Raw genomic sequence first — 15139 nt, forward strand, 5'->3', positions numbered from 1 at the left:
CCGGCACGTCACGGGCTTCGCCGACGAGGAGGAGGCCGGGGTCGGCCTCACCGACGTGGTGCCGTTCCTGCTCGAGGACCGTCTCGCGGACCTCGGTGCCACGTACGGCCGCAGCAAGGCCTGGGGCCCGCACGTGGAGGTGGACGGGCGCCTGATCACCGGACAGAACCCAGCGTCGTCGACGGGCACCGCAAAGCGCGTGCTGGAGATGCTGGGGGCCTGACCACCTGCCGGCGAACACCGATCGCAGGTGCCTGCGGTCGGCTCAGGAGCGCGACGACACGTGACCGCTCAACCGGCTGCTCGCCGAGATCGACGCCGGGACCGCGCCCAGGCCGTAGCCGGCGCCTACCGTCGCGGGCTGGTCTGAGCGCCCGGGCGACGGTTGCGGACCAGCCTGCGCAGGATCGGCAACGCCGCGAAGGCCGTGCCGCCCAGCGCCACCACGCCGACCCCGAGGTCGACCGAGATCCGGCCCTGCTTCGTCCAGTACACGTCCTTGAGGTCGAGGAGCAGTGCGAACTCGTCGACGATCAGTGCCAGGCCGGATCCGTACGCGGCGCCGACCAACGGATGACGGCGGGCGCGGTCGGTCCCGCGGACCGCGACGGCACCGACGCCCGCGAGCATCCCGATGCCCCACATGTAGTGGTGCAGGTGCGCTCCCCCGACGCTGAGGTTGCGGAACGGGCCCCGGCCGTCGCGGATGGCGTAGGTGATGGAGCGGACCGCCGCGAAGGTGACGGTGAACCCCAGCCACGACGACAGGGCCGCCTTCTCGCTCGGGCCCAGCTCGTCGCGGTAGGCGGTCCGCACCTCGTCGACGGTGGGCACGGCGGGCACGGCAGCAGTCATCCCGTGAACCTACCGAGCGGGCCGGTCGAACAGGAACGCATCGGCGCCCGCGAGCCCCACGGAACAGGACAGCGTGGTCCCGCTCGCGGGCTCGCACCGCGCCGAGGAACGGCGGGCTAGCGAGGGAGGTCGGCCAGCGCGGCCGTGACGTCCGGGTAGAGCGGCAGGATCTGCTGCAGGTTCATGGTCTCCCACGGCCGGATGACAGCGAGATTCTCGGGCGGGGACACCAGCCGGACCGCCACCGGCGCCGCACCCGGCCGGCAGGCGGGCGCGCGCGTGGCGAGCTCGGCCAAGGTGCCGAGGCCCGACGAGCCCAGAAAGCTGACGCCGGTGAGGTCGATGACGACGCCACCCAGATCGGGCAGAGCGAAGGTGTCGTCCACCGAGGTCATGAGCTCGCGCGCGGTGTGCAGGTCCAGTTCGCCGGCGACCGTCACGACGACCGCCGACCCGACCGTGGCGGTCGAGATCATCATCAGGCTGTCCGGGTCACTCATCTCCTGCACGCTAGCGCAGCGGGTCCCCGAGCCCTACCCGGCGGTCAGGAACAGGGGTGTAGTCCACAGCTCCAGGCTCGGTCGGCCCGCGCGGACCGCGGTGGCGAGCCGGGCGAACGCGTCGGCGGCCGGGAGGAGCCGGACGATCTCGCCGTCGACGTGGTCCATGAGGCGGAACTTGTCGACCAGCAGGCGCGCGCGAACCGGTCGTGGGCCGGCGAGGGCGCAGGAGGTCGGTCGGCTCGCGCGCGGTCCGCCGCGAGGTGGAGCACACGGTGAACCGGAGCTCCACGCCGGCGCTCTGCTTCAGCACGGCGTCGGCCACGTCCCAGTCGTAGCGGCCGCCGGCGCTGCGCGTGCGATAACGGGAGCTGGCAAACATGGGATGTTAGGTTGTCTCCTGTGTTGACGACGGTGCGTTCGGGACGGGTGTGCGACGAGGTGATGGCCCAGCTCGAGGGGCTGATCGGCGCGGGTGAGTGGCCGGTTGGGTCCAAGATCCCGTCGGAACCGGAGCTGGTCGCAGCACTCGGCGTCGGCCGCAACACGGTGCGCGAGGCCGTGCGCGCGCTCGAGCACGCCGGCCTGCTCGAACCGCGGCGCGGTGACGGCACCTACGTCCGGGCCACCAGCGACCTCGGTGCCGCCTTCCTGCGCCGGGCGCGTCGTTCCACCGTGCTGGACGTGCTCGCCGTGCGCACCAGCCTCGAACGCGACGCCGCGGTGGCGGCCGCCGAGCAGCGCACCGACGCCGACATGGCCGCGATCCGGGAGGCGGCCCGCGCTCGCCGGGAGGCGTGCGACAGCAGCGATCGCGCGGCGTTCGCGGCCGCCGACCTGGCGTTCCACGAGGCCGTCGTCGCTGCGACCGGCAACCCCGTGCTCATCGACCTGTACGCCGGGCTGACCGAGGCCGTGCAGCGCAGCGTCACCGAGGTCGACGAGCTGGACGACGACCCGGTGGGCTTCCCCGGCCACGAGGAGCTCGCCGCTGCGATCGAGGCCCGGGACCCCGACGCCGCCCGCGCCGCAGCCGACACCTACCTCGACGCCGCGCGCGCCCTGGTGACGCGCACCGTCGGGCACCGGTGACCGCCACGGTCGCGCCACCGCCGCGGACGAGCACCACCCCAGTGTGGTGGGTCGGCGTCGGGGTCGTCCTCATCGCGTCGAACCTGCGCCCGGCCGTGGTCGGGGTGTCGCCGCTGCTGACGGAGATCCGCGTGAGCGCCGGGCTGTCGGCCACGGCGGCTGGCGTGCTGACGGCGCTGCCGGTGCTGTGCTTCGGCCTGCTGGCCCCGATCGCGCCCCGGCTGGCACGTCGGATCGGGATCGAGCGGGCACTGCTGGTCGCGTTGGCGCTGCTGTGCGTCGGCTTCGCCGTCCGGCTGATCCCCGCGACTGTGGCGCTGTTCGCCGGCACCGTGCTGGCCGGGGCCGCGATCGCCACGGGCAACGTCCTGCTGCCGGCGCTGATCAAGCGAGACTTCGCCCACCGCACCGGCCTCATGACCGGCCTGTTCTCGATGTCGATCTCGGCCGGTGGTGCGCTCGCGGCCGGGATCACGGTGCCGCTGGCCCGTGCCACCGGTCTGGACTGGAGGGGCGGACTGGGCATGTGGGGCCTGTTCGCGCTGCTGGCGCTGCTGTGCTGGCTGCCCCAGGTGCGTGGCCGCGGCACCGTCATGGGCGCGGCCCGGGTGGCAGGGCTCTGGCGCAGCCCGCTGGCGTGGCAGGTGACGGCGTTCATGGGTCTGCAGTCGCTGACCTACTACGCGTTGGCCTCGTGGCTGCCCGCGGTGTTCGTGGAGCGCGGCTTCGACGCCGGCACGGCCGGGCTGCTGCTGTCGCTGTCCAGCCTCACCGGCATCGTGGGCGGGCTCCTGGCCCCGCTGCTGGCCACGGCGATCCCCCGCCAGCGGCTGCTCGCGGTCGGGGTGACGGCGGTGACCGCGGTGGGTCTGCTCGGGGTGCTGGCCGTGCCGGGCGCGGAGATCGCGTCGATGGCGGTGCTCGGGCTGGGGCAGGGTGCGGCCCTCGGGCTGGCGCTGACGTTCATGGGCCTGCGCTCCCCCGACCCGGCTCACGCCTCCCAGCTCTCGGGAATGGCTCAGAGCGTGGGGTACACGGTGGCAGCGGCCGGTCCGTTCGCGGTGGGGCTGCTGCACGACCTCACCGGCACGTGGACCGTGCCGCTGCTGCTGGTACTGGTGCTGTTCGTGCCGCAGGCGATCGTGGGTGTGCCCGCGGGCCGGGACCGGTTCGTGCGGTCCGCGGCTACGTGACGGCCTGCCGGACGAGCTTGTCGAGCATTGCACGCAGCGGGCCGTCGTCGCCCTCGTGCGCCGCGCGGGACGCCGTCACGTTCTCCTCGGGATCCATCGCCGACCAGCGCACGGGATGGCCGGCGTCATGGGCGAACTGCGCGACGAATGCCCGCTGCGCACGGCCGTTGCCGTCACGGAACGGGTGCAGTGCGTTGAGGTCGGAAAGCAGCTCGGCGAGGCCGTCGACGAAGTCCTCGCGGTCCAGGTGGCGCAGGTGGCCGGTACGGGCGAGCCAGGCGAACAGCTCCTCGGCGTCGCCGGCGATGTGCTCGGGGAGACAGAACAGGGCGCCCCGCCCGATCGAGACGGTGCGCAGCTCACCGGCCCAGTCGTAGATGTCGCCGAAGATGCGACGGTGGAACGCCTGCAGGTGGGGCAGGTCGTAGCCGCCCGGCAACGGGGCCCGGGCGAGGTCGTAGATCCGCGACGCGGAGAGTCCGGCCTCGGCCCGGCGCAGCTCGTCGGCGTCGGTGATGCCGAGCAGGTTGCGCAGGACCCCGGAGTCGAGGTCCAGGTAGGGGTCCCAGGTCACCGGCGGTAGCGCGCCAGGATCTGCTCACGCAGCGCGTCGGAGCTGAGCTCCCCCGCGCTGACCGCGGCGAACATGGTGACGACGTCCTCGTCGGGTTCGAGCCCCTCCGCCCGCACCGAGGCCAGCGCCTCCGCGACGGCCTGGCGGCGCTCGGACGCCTCGACGAGATCCCGGTAGTGCGCCACCGACATGACGACGGCCTCGGGCTTGCGATGGGCGCCCACGAACACCGGTCCGTCGCCCTGGACGCGCTTGAACGTGGCGGCCAGGCCTGCGCGGAACTCCCGGAACGACAGCACCTCGGGTGGCTTCACGCGGGTAGCGTACCCGAATGCGTACACATCCGGGTACGCTGCCGGGAGATCATCCGAGTGCGATCACGAGTCGCTGGAGGTCTTCCACAGGTTGATCCCGCCCTCGACGGCGTGCTTGTCGATGGCGCCCAGCTCGTCGTCGGTGAACGCCAGGGTGTCCAGCGCGCCCAGGCTGTCGTCGAGCTGGACGACGCTGCTCGCGCCGATCAGCACCGACGTCACGCGCTCGTCGCGCAGGGCCCACGCCAGGGCCATCTGGGCGAGCGACTGGCCACGCGCGGCCGCCATCTCGTTCAGCGCGCGGACGTGGTGGAGCGTCTGGTCGGTGAGCAGGTCCGGCGAGAGCGACTTGTCCTGCGAGGCGCGCGAGCCCTGCGGGACACCGTCGAGGTACTTGCTGGTCAGCATGCCCTGCGCCAGCGGCGAGAACGCGATGCAGCCCACGCCCTCCTCGCCGAGGACGTCGAGCAGGTCCTCCTCGATCCAGCGGTTGAGCATCGAGTAGGACGGCTGGTGGATCAGCAGCGGCGTGCCGAGCTCGCGCAGGATCGCGACGGCCTCACGGGTGCGCTCGCCGCTGTAGGAGGAGATGCCGGCGTACAGCGCGCGGCCGGAACGGACAGCCGTGTCGAGCGCGCCCATCGTCTCCTCGAGCGGCGTGGTCGGGTCGAAGCGGTGGCTGTAGAAGATGTCCACGTAGTCGACGCCCATGCGGGCCAGCGACTGGTCGAGGCTGGACAGCAGGTACTTCCGCGAGCCGCCGCCCTGTCCGTACGGGCCCGGCCACATGTCGTAGCCGGCCTTCGTGGAGAGCACCAGCTCGTCACGGTAGGGCCGGAAGTCCTGGGCGAAGATCGTGCCGAAGTTCTTCTCCGCGCTGCCGTAGGGCGGGCCGTAGTTGTTGGCGAGGTCGAAGTGGGTGACACCGCGGTCGAACGCCCGGCGCAGGATCGCGCGCTGGGTGTTGAGGGGCATGTCGTCACCGAAGTTGTGCCACAGGCCCAGCGAGATCGCGGGCAGGTCGAGGCCGCTGCGGCCGGTGCGGCGGTAGAGAGCGTTCTCGTAGCGCGAGGGGTCCGCGAGGTAGGTCACGCGCACATCCTGCCCCGGCGGGTCAGGCCTTGTCGCGGGCCCTGATGCGCAGGCGCGCCGTGCTCGACTCCGCGATCGGCGTCAACCGGCCGGCGGCGCCCAGCCCGAAGGCAGCCATGTTCCCCTAGATCGCCTCGCACTCCCCCGCACGCCGGTGCAGGTGGGCGTGGAACACCTCGACAATGCGGCGGCGGCCGTGCCCGGCGCAGACCTCGATCTCGTCGGCCTCGCCGTGCACGGCCCCCGCAACGCGGTGGACAAGGTCCTCAAGGGAGCGACCCTGCACCGCTGACGACTACTGGGCGGTCACCGTCTGGACGGTGATTTGGTCCCCGGGCGGCGTGCCCGCGCAGCCGGTGCCGTCGCGCGGAACGTAGAGCGACGAGGTGTCGCCGGGCGGGTACACGCGCAGGCCGCGCACCGGGGTGGGCTTGCAGACCGCGGTGTCGTAGTTCTGGACGTTGACCAGCTTCAGCGCCGCGCCCGCCGACTTCCCGGGCGCCAGCTGCACCTCACCGCCGCGCGGGCCGGACATCGCGGCGGCCGGGCCGACCTGGTGGCCGTCCTCGCCCGCCACGTACGAGACGCCCGGGAAGCCGCGGAGCTCGCACGTGCGGGTGCCGACGTTGGTGAGCAACAGGGTCTGGACGACCGAACCGGCGGCTCCCTCCGACGGCCCGAGCGAGCCCTTCAGCTCCGACGTGGCGCAGTTCGCCGGGTTGGTGTCCGCCGGCGCCGGTGCCGGCGGGTCGGACGTGACACCGGGCGTGGCGGCGCCGGCCGGGGTCGCTGCGGCGACCGGCTCCGTGGTCGGCGGTGCGGTGGGCGCCAGAGTCGCATTCGCCGAGCATCCCGCGGCGATCACCCCCAGCACCCCGACGGCGAGCACGAGCCCGCGTCCTCGTTTCCTGATCATGAGATCCCCCGATCCTGTGGTCTGTGCCCCTACAACTGAGGACGTGTGGACCATGGATCCGGTTGCCATGGCGAACCATCCGATCGGGCGATCATGATCCCGCCCCTCTACCCGGGACGCCCGTGCAGATGCTGTGACGTTCGCACGGCGGCCACCGTGTCTGCACGGTGCGCGGATAGGGTCGTGGAGATGACCGTCGGCACCTTCCTCCTGCTCGTCCTCGCGGGCGTCGGGGCGGGGTTGTCGGGGTCGATCGCGGGGCTCGCGTCGCTGTTCTCCTACCCCGCCCTGCTCGCCGCGGGGCTGCCCCCCGTCATCGCCAACGTCACCAACACCGTCGCCCTGACGTGCAGCTCGATCGGCTCGGTCACCGGCTCCGGCCCCGAGCTGGCCGGGCAGGGCGCGACCGTCAAGCGGTTCGCGCTGCTCACCGGCACCGGCGGGGCCCTCGGGGCCGGGCTCGTGCTGCTGACGCCGCCCGGCACTTTCGAGCGGATCGTGCCGTTCCTCGTGGGCGGGGCGTCGGTGGTGCTGCTGTTCCAGCCGTGGTTCCGGCCCGTGCCCGAGCCGGCCGCGGGCCCGCCCCGCACGAGCGCCGCCGTGCTCGCCGGCATCTTCGCGGTGGCGGTGTACGGCGGCTACTTCGGCGCCGCGGCGGGCGTGCTCATGCTGGCGCTGATCCTCGTCAGCCTGCCGGTGTCGCTGCTGCAGGGCAACGCGCTCAAGAACGTGCTGCTGGGCCTGGCCAACGGAGTCGCGGCCATCGGGTTCGCGGTGTTCGGGCACGTCGACTGGCTGGCCGCGCTCCCGCTGGCCATCGGGCTGCTCGCGGGGGCGCGCGTCGGGCCCGTGGTGTCGCGCCGGATCCCGGCCACGTTGCTGCGCGTCGGGATCGCGCTGGCGGGCATCGGCCTGGCCGTGGTGCTGGCCCTGGACGCCTTCTGACTAGGTGATCGGAGGTCCGCGTGATCGCGGTACCCGCAACCTGCCGGCACCAGGCCCACGAGGCCGACGATCCGGCCGGTCACCGCACCCGGATGCCGACGGTCACCGGACCCGTGACGGAGGTGCCGTTGCGCTGCAGCCAGTCCGCGAGCGCACGCTGGACCGCCGGCAGCGGGGGCCGGCGGGCGGGGTCGTTGTCCATCGCCGCCTGCAGCAGCGCGAGGTGGGCCGTGCGCCGCGGCAGGTGCGACAGCGCCGCCCCGGACGCGGCCGCCCGCAGCCCCGACACGGCGTCGGCATGGCCGCCCCGCGGCGGCTGCCCGGTGAGCGCGAACGACACGGTGGCCGCGAGCTGCCAGGCGTCGGACGCTGGTGTGGCCCGCTCGCCGCACGCCGCCTCCGGCGAGAGGAAGTCGGGGGTGCCGAGCACGAAGCCGGTCTGGGTCATCGTGGCGTCGCCGGACTTGCGGGCGATGCCGAAGTCGATGAGGTGGGCGAACCCGCCCTGGTCCACCACCACGTTGCCGGGTTTGACGTCGCGGTGCAGCACGCCCTGCTGGTGGGCGGCGTGCAGGGCGCCGGCGAGGCTGAGCCAGACGCGGGCGGCGGCGACGTCGTCGAGCACGCCGCGGGAGCGCACGAGGTCGCCCAGCGAGGAGCCCTCGACGTAGCCCATGACGATGACCATGCCGTCGAGCTCGGCGAGGCCGGGGTCACTGCGGGCCGGGACGAGGTCGTGGATGCGGACGCAGTGCGGGTGGCGCACGGCGGCCAGGGCCTGGGCCTCGCGCTGGATGCGCTGCTCGGTCTCGGCGTCCGGGGCGTGGGCGGCCTTGAGCGCCACCACGTGCCCCAGCTTTGCGTCCTGGGCCAGCCAGACGCGGCCGAAGCCGCCCGAACCGAGCCTGCGGATCAGCCGGAAGCGCGGCGTCGGCGGGGCCGGGAACAGCGGGGCGCCGGCCACGAGGGTGGGCGGGTTGGCCCGGCCGACCGGCGCCGCGGCCGTCCGCTCGGGAGCGGGGCGTGGCACCGGCACGACGGGCGGCACGGCCTGGCGGGCGGCGAACCGCTCGGCCAGCCGGTCGGAGAGCTTCTGCCGGGGCTCGGCGGGCGCCGCGGTGGCGACGGATCGGCTCGCGGGCGCGGCCACCGATCGGCTCGGTGGGCTCGCGACCGGGCGGCGGGCGGGCTCCGGTGGGGCGAGCGAGCGCCGCACGACCTCCCGCGACGGCGTACCCGCCACGAGCACGATGACGATCCCCAGGAACGACCCGAGCGCGGCGCCGAGCCAGAGTTGGCCCGCGGTGCCGGCCGGGACGCTGACGGTGAGGAAGGCGACCGCGAGGACGGGCACCCAGAAGAACTTCGACGGCCAGCGCGGCCCGCGGCGAAGCGCCAGCCGGGCCTGCGTGAGCACGAACAGGGCCGTGAACAGCGGGGCGAGCAGCAGCAGGAACAGGGCGAGGCCGAGGCGGACGGGATCGGCACCGCTGAACGCGTCGGCGACGCTGCCGCTGCCGAGGTAGTCGGCCTGCGAGCCGAGCGCGAAGCACGCGTCGCTCCCGAGCGAGCGCACGCCTGCGCGCCCAAGGCCCGAGACGCCGCCGGTGGCGGCCGCGGTGAAGATGCGGGCGGTGGCCATGAACACGGTCAGCGGCAGCAGCCCCGCGGTGACGATGCCCGCGGAGGCCAGCACGAACGCCTCGGCAGCGCCGTAGTGCGACCCGATGCGCCTGCGCAGCAGGGCGACGATCAGCGCACCGACGGTGGGCAGCAGCCCGACCCCGACGCCCAGCGCGGACACGGCCCACGGCCACCCGCCCGGGCAGACGTCCGGGGACACCGACCGGTGCAGCATGGTGAGCAGCGCGGCGAGCAGAGCGGTGACCCCCTCCACGCCGTCCTCCCTCTCCCGGGCCCCGAACCGCTCGGTGGCGCCAGGCACCACTATGGCATCGGCAGGGATCCCCGCGCCGCGACCCCGTCGCCACACCCGCGGTGCGCGGAGGACACCGTCCCGGCCGTGTCGTCCGCGCACAGCCTTCCGGCGCACGTCAGCGCAGGTGCGTCACCGCATCGGACGCCGCCCGCAGGGACGCGAGGTCCGCGAATCCGGACAGGGCGAGCGTGATGTCGAGCTCAGCCGGCACGCTGCGCACCACATGCCGGACGCCGTCCTGCCCGCCCAGCGCGAGCCCGTAGGAGTACGGGCGCCCCAGCAGCACCGCGTCGGCCCCCAGGGCGAGCGCCACGGCGGCGTCGGCCCCGGTGCGGATGCCGGAGTCGAACAGGACCGGTGCGCGGCCGTCCACCGCGGCGAGGATGCCCGGCAGGGTGGAGAGCGAGCCGATCGCGCGGTCGACCTGGCGGCCGCCGTGGTTGGAGACGACGATGCCGTCCATCCCGGCGTCGAGCGCCCGCAGCGCGTCGTCGACGTGCTGGATGCCCTTGAGCACGATCGGGCCGTCCCAGTGCTCGCGGATGAGGTCGAGGCGGTCCCAGCGCAGCGCGGTGCCGGTGAACATCGGCACCCAGCGCCCGACCGCGGCCATCAGGTCGTCCTCGGGGGCCTTGGCGAGGCCCGCGCGGAAGGCGGGGTCGGAGAACGGCGTGGCGGTGCCGACGCCGCGCAGGAACAGCAGGTAGGCGCCGTCGAGGTCCATCGGGCGCCAGCCGAGCGTCCACGTGTCGAGCGTGACGACGAGCGTGGTGAACCCGGCCGCCCGGGCGCGGGCGAGGATGCTGACCGTCACCTCGTCCTCAGTGGGCCAGTAGAGCTGGTACCAGCGAGGGCCCGTGCCGGAGGCCTCGGCGACCTCCTCGATGCTGTGCGACGACGCTGTGGACAGCACCATCGGCACCCCCAGCTCCGCCGCCGCGCGTGCCACCGCCAGCTCGCCGTCCTTGTGCATGATCGACAGCACGCCGATCGGGGCGAGCAGCAGCGGCGCGGGCATCGTCGTGCCGAGCAGGGTGGTCGACCAGTCGCGCGCGGTGGTGTCGCGCAGCATGCGGGGCACCAGGCCGTACCGGTCGAAAGCCTCCCGGTTGGCGCGCATCGTCGCGCCGGACCCCGCTCCCCCGGCCACGTACCCGTAGGGCCCGTCGGCCAGCACCGCGCGGGCGGCGCCCTCGAGCTGCGCGGGATCGGTGGGGTAGGAGGGACGCGTGTCACCGAGCCCCCGCAGGTAGATCTCGGCGGCGTAGGACGAGAACGGTGCGGTGGCGTTTTCGTCGTTGGGCATTGTTCGTCCTTCTTGCTCGACACTGGCTCTGACCGCAGGGATGTTGTTTCGGTGATCTCGTCGTTCGTCGTCGCTGGTCATTATCGAGCAACCTCACCCGGACTGATATGGCTATGTTGATCTCCCCGAGCGACTACGAGCAGTAGCCGAGCGGCTGGTACCTCCGATCCTGAACACCACGGTCTAGCCTGCGCGCAGGTCGATCGCGTGAGCAGGAGTGGTGATGGCAGACAGGGCATCTCACCGGGGCCGGGGTGGCGCCCGGCGGGCGGCTGCCGGTGCGATCGTGGTCGCGCTGGTGGTGAGCGCCTGCTCTGCCGGCGAGGACCCGTCGGTCACCGCCGCCACGACGTTCCTGTCGGCGCTGGCCCGCAACGACGGGACGGCGGCCGCGGCAGCCACCGACGACCCGGCCGCAGCCACGCCGGCACTGAGACCGGTCCTCTCCGCGCTGGACCCGACGGGCGCCCGCCTGACGCCCGGCCTGTCCACGACCACCGGCAGCGGCACGGCATCCGTCCCGTTCGCGGCGTCGTGGGATCTGGCCGGCCTCGGGCGGCCCTGGACCTACGACGGCCAGGTGGCGACGGCGAAGGGCAGCGACGGTCAGTGGCGGGTGCACTGGCAGCTCCAGGACGTCCATCCCGACCTCAGGACGGGTGACGCCCTGGTGGTGGACAGGACGCTGCCCGACCGGGCGCCGATCCTCGACGCGTCCGGGCAGCCGCTGGCGACCCCCGTCGCCACGGTCACCGTCGGGATCGAGCCGAAGCTCGCCACCGACACCGGGTCGTTGTCCACCACCCTGGCCCGGGTACTGCACGTCGACGCGTCGACCATCTCCGCGGACGTGGGCAAAGCGGCCCCGACCGCGTTCGTCCCCGTCATCACGCTGCGCCGCAGCGACTACGAGGCGGTCGCCGCCCAGATCCACGACCTGCCCGGCACGGTCTTCCAGAGCGGCACCCAGATCACCGGCCCGACCCCCGGGTTCGCCCAGCCTCTGCTGGGCGAGGTCACCCGACCCACCGCCGACGCCCTCCGAGCGGCGGGCCCCGGGTTCCTCGCGTCCGACCAGATCGGGGTGTCCGGGCTGCAACAGTCCTTCAACTCCCAGCTCGCCGGCACCGCGAGCGCGACGATCACCATCGCCACCGCGCAGCACACCACGCTCCCCGTCGGCCGGATCGCCGGCGCACCCGGCGCCGCTCTGCACACCACGCTGGACCTGGGCGTGCAGCGGGCAGCCGAGTCCGCCCTTGCCGGGGTCCCGCTCGCTGCCGCGATCGTGGCGATCCGGCCCTCCACGGGAGCCGTCGTGGCCGTGGCGAACAGCGCGACCGCGCCCTTCGACATCGCGCTCGCGGGGCAGTACCCGCCCGGCTCCACCTTCAAGATCGTCACCGCCGACGCGGTGCTGGCCACCGGCACCGCCGGCCCCGACACCACGGTGCCCTGCCCTGGTCAGGTCACGATCGACGGGCGGACCATCCCCAACGAGAACAACTTCGATCTGGGCACCGTCACGTTCACCCGGGCGTTCGCGAACTCCTGCAACACCAGCTTCTCGCTGCTCTCGCAGAAGCTGCCCGCCGATGCGCTGGCCCACGCCGCCGCCACCTTCGGCTTCGGTGCCGGCTGGCAGCTCCCCACACCGTCCTTCAGCGGCGCGTTCACTCCCGCGACCGACGCGGCCGGGCAGGCTGCCAACGCGTTCGGCCAAGGCACCGACCTGGTCAGCCCGTTCTCCGAAGCCCTCATCGCCGCGACCGTCGCCCACGGCTCCACCCCGACACCCTCGCTGGTGGCCGGTCAGCCCGCCACGGCGAAGAATCCACCACCCGCGCCACCCGCTGCCACCCTGCCGGACCTGCGGACGGTCATGCGCGCCGTCGTCACGGATGGGACGGCCACCGCTCTGGGCGGCGTTCCCGGCGGCCCGGTGCTCGGCAAGACCGGCACGGCCGAGCACGGGGACCCGCCGCAGGCCCATTCCTGGTTCACCGGGATCCAGGGCGATCTCGCCTTCGCCGTGTTCGTCGAGAACGGCCAGACCAGCCACGTCCCGTCCAACCCGATCGCCCAGAAGTTCCTCACAGCGCTGCCACGCTGACCCCCGATCAGCGTGTGACGACTGACCGAGGCCCGCCCCGCAGTGTGTCAAGGCGCTGCCGGTACTCCTGCTCGTCGACCTCTCCGTGAGCGAACCGCTCGGCCGACACCTGTTCCGTGGTCGGCCGGACAGCAGCTCCCACCGATCCCCACGACCGGAGTGTCGGACGAAGGCGATGACTGCGCGTCGGGTCACGCCTCCGGCCCAACGGTGCCCCCGCCGTCACTGCGATCGGGCGGCCCACCCACCCCGGACGCCGCACCCGCGCCCAGTCGTAGGTTCACCGGCGGTGGTGACCTCCGCCTCGATTCGCTGCGCCTCCCGTTGACACGGGTACCGCACGGGCGTAGCAATGCCCGCAGCAATACCCCCCCTAGGTATCAGTGGCCGTGAGTGGAGGTGGTGGTCATGGACGCGATCGGGCATGCGTTCGGGCTGGCCGGGTCGATGACCTGGGAGATCCTGTGGGCGCTGATCCTCGGGTTCGCGCTGTCGGCGGTGGTGCAGGCGGTGGTGCGCCGCGCGACGATCGTGCGGCTGCTCGGCGACGACCGTCCTCGCACCCTCGCGCTGGCCGCCGGGCTGGGCGCGGCGTCGTCGTCGTGCTCGTACGCCGCGGTGGCGCTGGCGCGGTCGCTGTTCCGCAAGGGCGCGAACTTCACCGCGGCGATGGCGTTCGAGATCGCCTCCACCAACCTCGTCGTCGAGCTCGGGGTGATCCTGGCGCTGCTGATGGGCTGGCAGTTCACCGTCGCCGAGTTCGTCGGTGGCCCGATCATGATCGTCGCGCTCGCGGTGGTGTTCCGGCTCGGCCTGCGCCGCAAGCTCCTCGACGAGGCACGCCGTCAGGCCGAGAAGGGGCTGGCCGGGTCGATGGAGGGCCACGCGGCGATGGACATGTCCGTGCAGCGCGACGGGTCGTTGCGGCAGCGGCTGTTCTCGCCGGAGGCGTTCACGTCCGTCTCGCACGTGTTCGTGATGGAGTGGGCGGCGATCTGGAAGGACCTCGTCGGCGGTCTGCTGATCGCGGGCGCGATCGGAGCGTGGGTGCCCGACGCGTTCTGGCAGAGCCTGTTCCTCACCGGCCACCCCACCGCTGCCGCCGTGTGGGGCCCACTGGTCGGGCCGCTGGTCGCCGTGATCAGCTTTGTCTGCTCGATCGGGAACGTGCCGCTCGCGGTGGTGCTGTGGACCGGCGGCATCAGCTTCGGCGGCGTGGTGGCGTTCATCTTCGCCGACCTGATCATCCTGCCCGTCCTGAACATCTACCGCCGCTACTACGGCCTCAGGATGGCCGCGTTCCTCTCCGCGGCGTTCTACGCCGCCGCCGCGATCGCCGGCTACGTCGCCGAACTGGTGTTCGGCGGTCTCGGGCTGGTGCCGGACCGGGGGCGCGCACACCTGCCCGACGAGGGCATCTCCTGGAACTACACCACCTGGCTCGACATCGTGTTCCTCGTCGTGGCCGCGGCGCTGGTGGTGCGGTTCGCGCGATCGGGCGGGATGCCGATGCTGCGCGTGATGGGCGGGAGCCCGGACGGCAGCGACCACGGCCAGACCGCATGACCCGCGCCATACCCCCGGGTCGTAGCCGTGGGGCGGTGGAGTCGACCGGTCGGTGGCGGCGGCTGATTCGCCTACTGGCCCGTCCGCTCCCGATGTCGGGTCGGTACCGCGTGGACTGCCAGGTCCTGCGCCCAGTTGACCGCGCCTCGGTAGCGGTCGACGACGAGACGCTCCGCCTGCCCCCGCTCGGGTTCGAGAGCCGGCATGACGTGGGTGAGCAGCAGCGCAGCGCACTCGGCGTCGGCCGCGAGCCTGCCGACTTCAGAGGGCTTGGCGTGCAGGTGACCGTGCGGCACGTCCCGTTCGGGCAGGGCCATGTCGTGCACCAGAAGGCCGCAGCGATGGGCGAGCGCGGCGAGCGGCGGGTGGTAGGCCGACACGTCACCGGAGAACACCACCGATGCATCAGCGGCGTCGATCCGGTAGGCGACCGACGGCATCATTCCGTGCGGAACCGCGACGGAGGTGACCTGCAGGTCTCCGAGGTCCAGTACCTCGGTCACCGCATCGCTCGCCGGGTCGCTCGGCGTTTCGCGGGAGTCGATGCCGAACCCGTCGAAGGTGTGCAGGTAGCTCCACGCCCCATCGGTGCCGAACAGCAACTCGCACCACCGAGCCGACCCGGGCTGGTCGTCGGAACCGGCCGGGCCGACCACGGTCAGCGGGTGGTCGCGGCCGGCCATCCAGGCGGCGAACACCACCGGTGCGAGCCCGCCGCTGTGGTCGATGTGGAG

General features: G+C 73.1%; 15 protein-coding genes and 2 pseudogenes. 7 read left to right on the forward strand and 10 right to left on the reverse strand.

Annotated elements, in window-relative coordinates:
* Window positions 1-223: pseudogene (locus tag JWR81_RS22580) on the forward strand (type 1 glutamine amidotransferase domain-containing protein); the annotation flags it as partial.
* Between the two features lie 125 nt (window positions 224-348).
* On the opposite strand, the gene JWR81_RS22585 reads toward JWR81_RS22580, so the two are convergent.
* From JWR81_RS22585 to JWR81_RS22595, 3 genes are all read right to left on the reverse strand, one after another.
* Window positions 349-855, reverse strand: coding sequence for a hypothetical protein (locus JWR81_RS22585; protein ID WP_297656567.1), 507 nt, complete (start codon window positions 853-855; stop codon window positions 349-351).
* A 116-nt stretch (window positions 856-971) separates the two neighbouring features.
* A complete protein-coding gene (locus JWR81_RS22590) occupies window positions 972-1355 on the reverse strand; it encodes an anti-sigma factor antagonist (RefSeq protein WP_297656570.1) in 384 nt (127 codons plus the stop codon).
* Between the two features lie 33 nt (window positions 1356-1388).
* Complete coding sequence (locus JWR81_RS22595; protein ID WP_297656573.1) at window positions 1389-1523, reverse strand: hypothetical protein; 135 nt, start codon at window positions 1521-1523, stop codon at window positions 1389-1391.
* Between the two features lie 234 nt (window positions 1524-1757).
* On the opposite strand from JWR81_RS22595, the gene JWR81_RS22600 reads away from it, so the two are divergent.
* Entirely contained in the window at window positions 1758-2447 is a 690-nt protein-coding gene (locus JWR81_RS22600; protein ID WP_297656576.1) for a FadR/GntR family transcriptional regulator, read from the forward strand.
* Window positions 2444-3640 carry an MFS transporter gene (locus JWR81_RS22605; protein ID WP_297656579.1) on the forward strand — a complete coding sequence of 399 codons (1197 nt, stop codon included), beginning with the start codon at window positions 2444-2446 and terminating at the stop codon, window positions 3638-3640. Before JWR81_RS22600 ends, JWR81_RS22605 begins: the two co-directional genes overlap by 4 nt.
* On the opposite strand, the gene JWR81_RS22610 is transcribed toward JWR81_RS22605, so the two are convergent.
* The 3 genes from JWR81_RS22610 to mgrA all read right to left on the reverse strand — a co-directional run bounded on the left by JWR81_RS22610 (window position 3633) and on the right by mgrA (window position 5620).
* Complete coding sequence (locus tag JWR81_RS22610) at window positions 3633-4214, reverse strand: Fic family protein (protein ID WP_297656582.1); 582 nt, start codon at window positions 4212-4214, stop codon at window positions 3633-3635. The genes JWR81_RS22605 and JWR81_RS22610 overlap by 8 nt on opposite strands.
* Entirely contained in the window at window positions 4211-4528 is a 318-nt protein-coding gene (locus JWR81_RS22615) for a type II toxin-antitoxin system Phd/YefM family antitoxin (RefSeq protein WP_297656585.1), read from the reverse strand. The genes JWR81_RS22610 and JWR81_RS22615 overlap by 4 nt, the downstream gene beginning before the upstream one ends.
* 63 nt (window positions 4529-4591) lie before the next feature.
* Window positions 4592-5620, reverse strand: coding sequence for an L-glyceraldehyde 3-phosphate reductase (gene mgrA, locus JWR81_RS22620; protein ID WP_297656588.1), 1029 nt, complete (start codon window positions 5618-5620; stop codon window positions 4592-4594).
* A gap of 178 nt (window positions 5621-5798) precedes the next feature.
* On the opposite strand from mgrA, the pseudogene JWR81_RS22625 reads away from it, so the two are divergent.
* Window positions 5799-5912, forward strand: a pseudogene (locus tag JWR81_RS22625) (DUF2000 family protein); the annotation flags it as partial.
* A gap of 3 nt (window positions 5913-5915) precedes the next feature.
* Here JWR81_RS22625 and JWR81_RS22630 read toward each other — a convergent pair.
* Window positions 5916-6536 carry a DUF4232 domain-containing protein gene (locus JWR81_RS22630; RefSeq protein ID WP_297656590.1) on the reverse strand — a complete coding sequence of 207 codons (621 nt, stop codon included), beginning with the start codon at window positions 6534-6536 and terminating at the stop codon, window positions 5916-5918.
* Window positions 6537-6725: 189 nt separating this feature from the next.
* Between JWR81_RS22630 and JWR81_RS22635 the strand changes: the two genes are divergently transcribed.
* Window positions 6726-7481, forward strand: coding sequence for a sulfite exporter TauE/SafE family protein (locus JWR81_RS22635; RefSeq protein WP_297656593.1), 756 nt, complete (start codon window positions 6726-6728; stop codon window positions 7479-7481).
* Between the two features lie 79 nt (window positions 7482-7560).
* Here JWR81_RS22635 and JWR81_RS22640 read toward each other — a convergent pair whose 3' ends face one another.
* On the reverse strand, window positions 7561-9378 hold the full coding sequence (locus JWR81_RS22640; RefSeq protein ID WP_297656596.1) for a serine/threonine-protein kinase: 1818 nt from the start codon (window positions 9376-9378) through the stop codon (window positions 7561-7563).
* Window positions 9379-9535: 157 nt separating this feature from the next.
* A complete protein-coding gene (locus JWR81_RS22645) occupies window positions 9536-10726 on the reverse strand; it encodes a lactate 2-monooxygenase (protein WP_297656598.1) in 1191 nt (396 codons plus the stop codon).
* Window positions 10727-10949: 223 nt separating this feature from the next.
* Here JWR81_RS22645 and JWR81_RS22650 point away from each other — a divergent pair, with 223 nt between their 5' ends.
* A complete protein-coding gene (locus JWR81_RS22650) occupies window positions 10950-12839 on the forward strand; it encodes a penicillin-binding transpeptidase domain-containing protein (RefSeq protein ID WP_297656601.1) in 1890 nt (629 codons plus the stop codon).
* Window positions 12840-13247: 408 nt separating this feature from the next.
* The gene (locus JWR81_RS22655; protein ID WP_297656604.1) at window positions 13248-14405 is read left to right on the forward strand and encodes a permease; all 1158 of its coding nucleotides are present in this window, start codon (window positions 13248-13250) and stop codon (window positions 14403-14405) included.
* Between the two features lie 71 nt (window positions 14406-14476).
* On the opposite strand, the gene JWR81_RS22660 is transcribed toward JWR81_RS22655, so the two are convergent.
* Window positions 14477-15139: MBL fold metallo-hydrolase (locus JWR81_RS22660; protein ID WP_297656607.1), on the reverse strand; the 663-nt coding region annotated here is incomplete at its 5' end.

The organism is Pseudonocardia sp., from assembly GCF_025965585.1.
In the GTDB taxonomy this organism is placed as follows: Bacteria; Actinomycetota; Actinomycetes; order Mycobacteriales; family Pseudonocardiaceae; genus Pseudonocardia.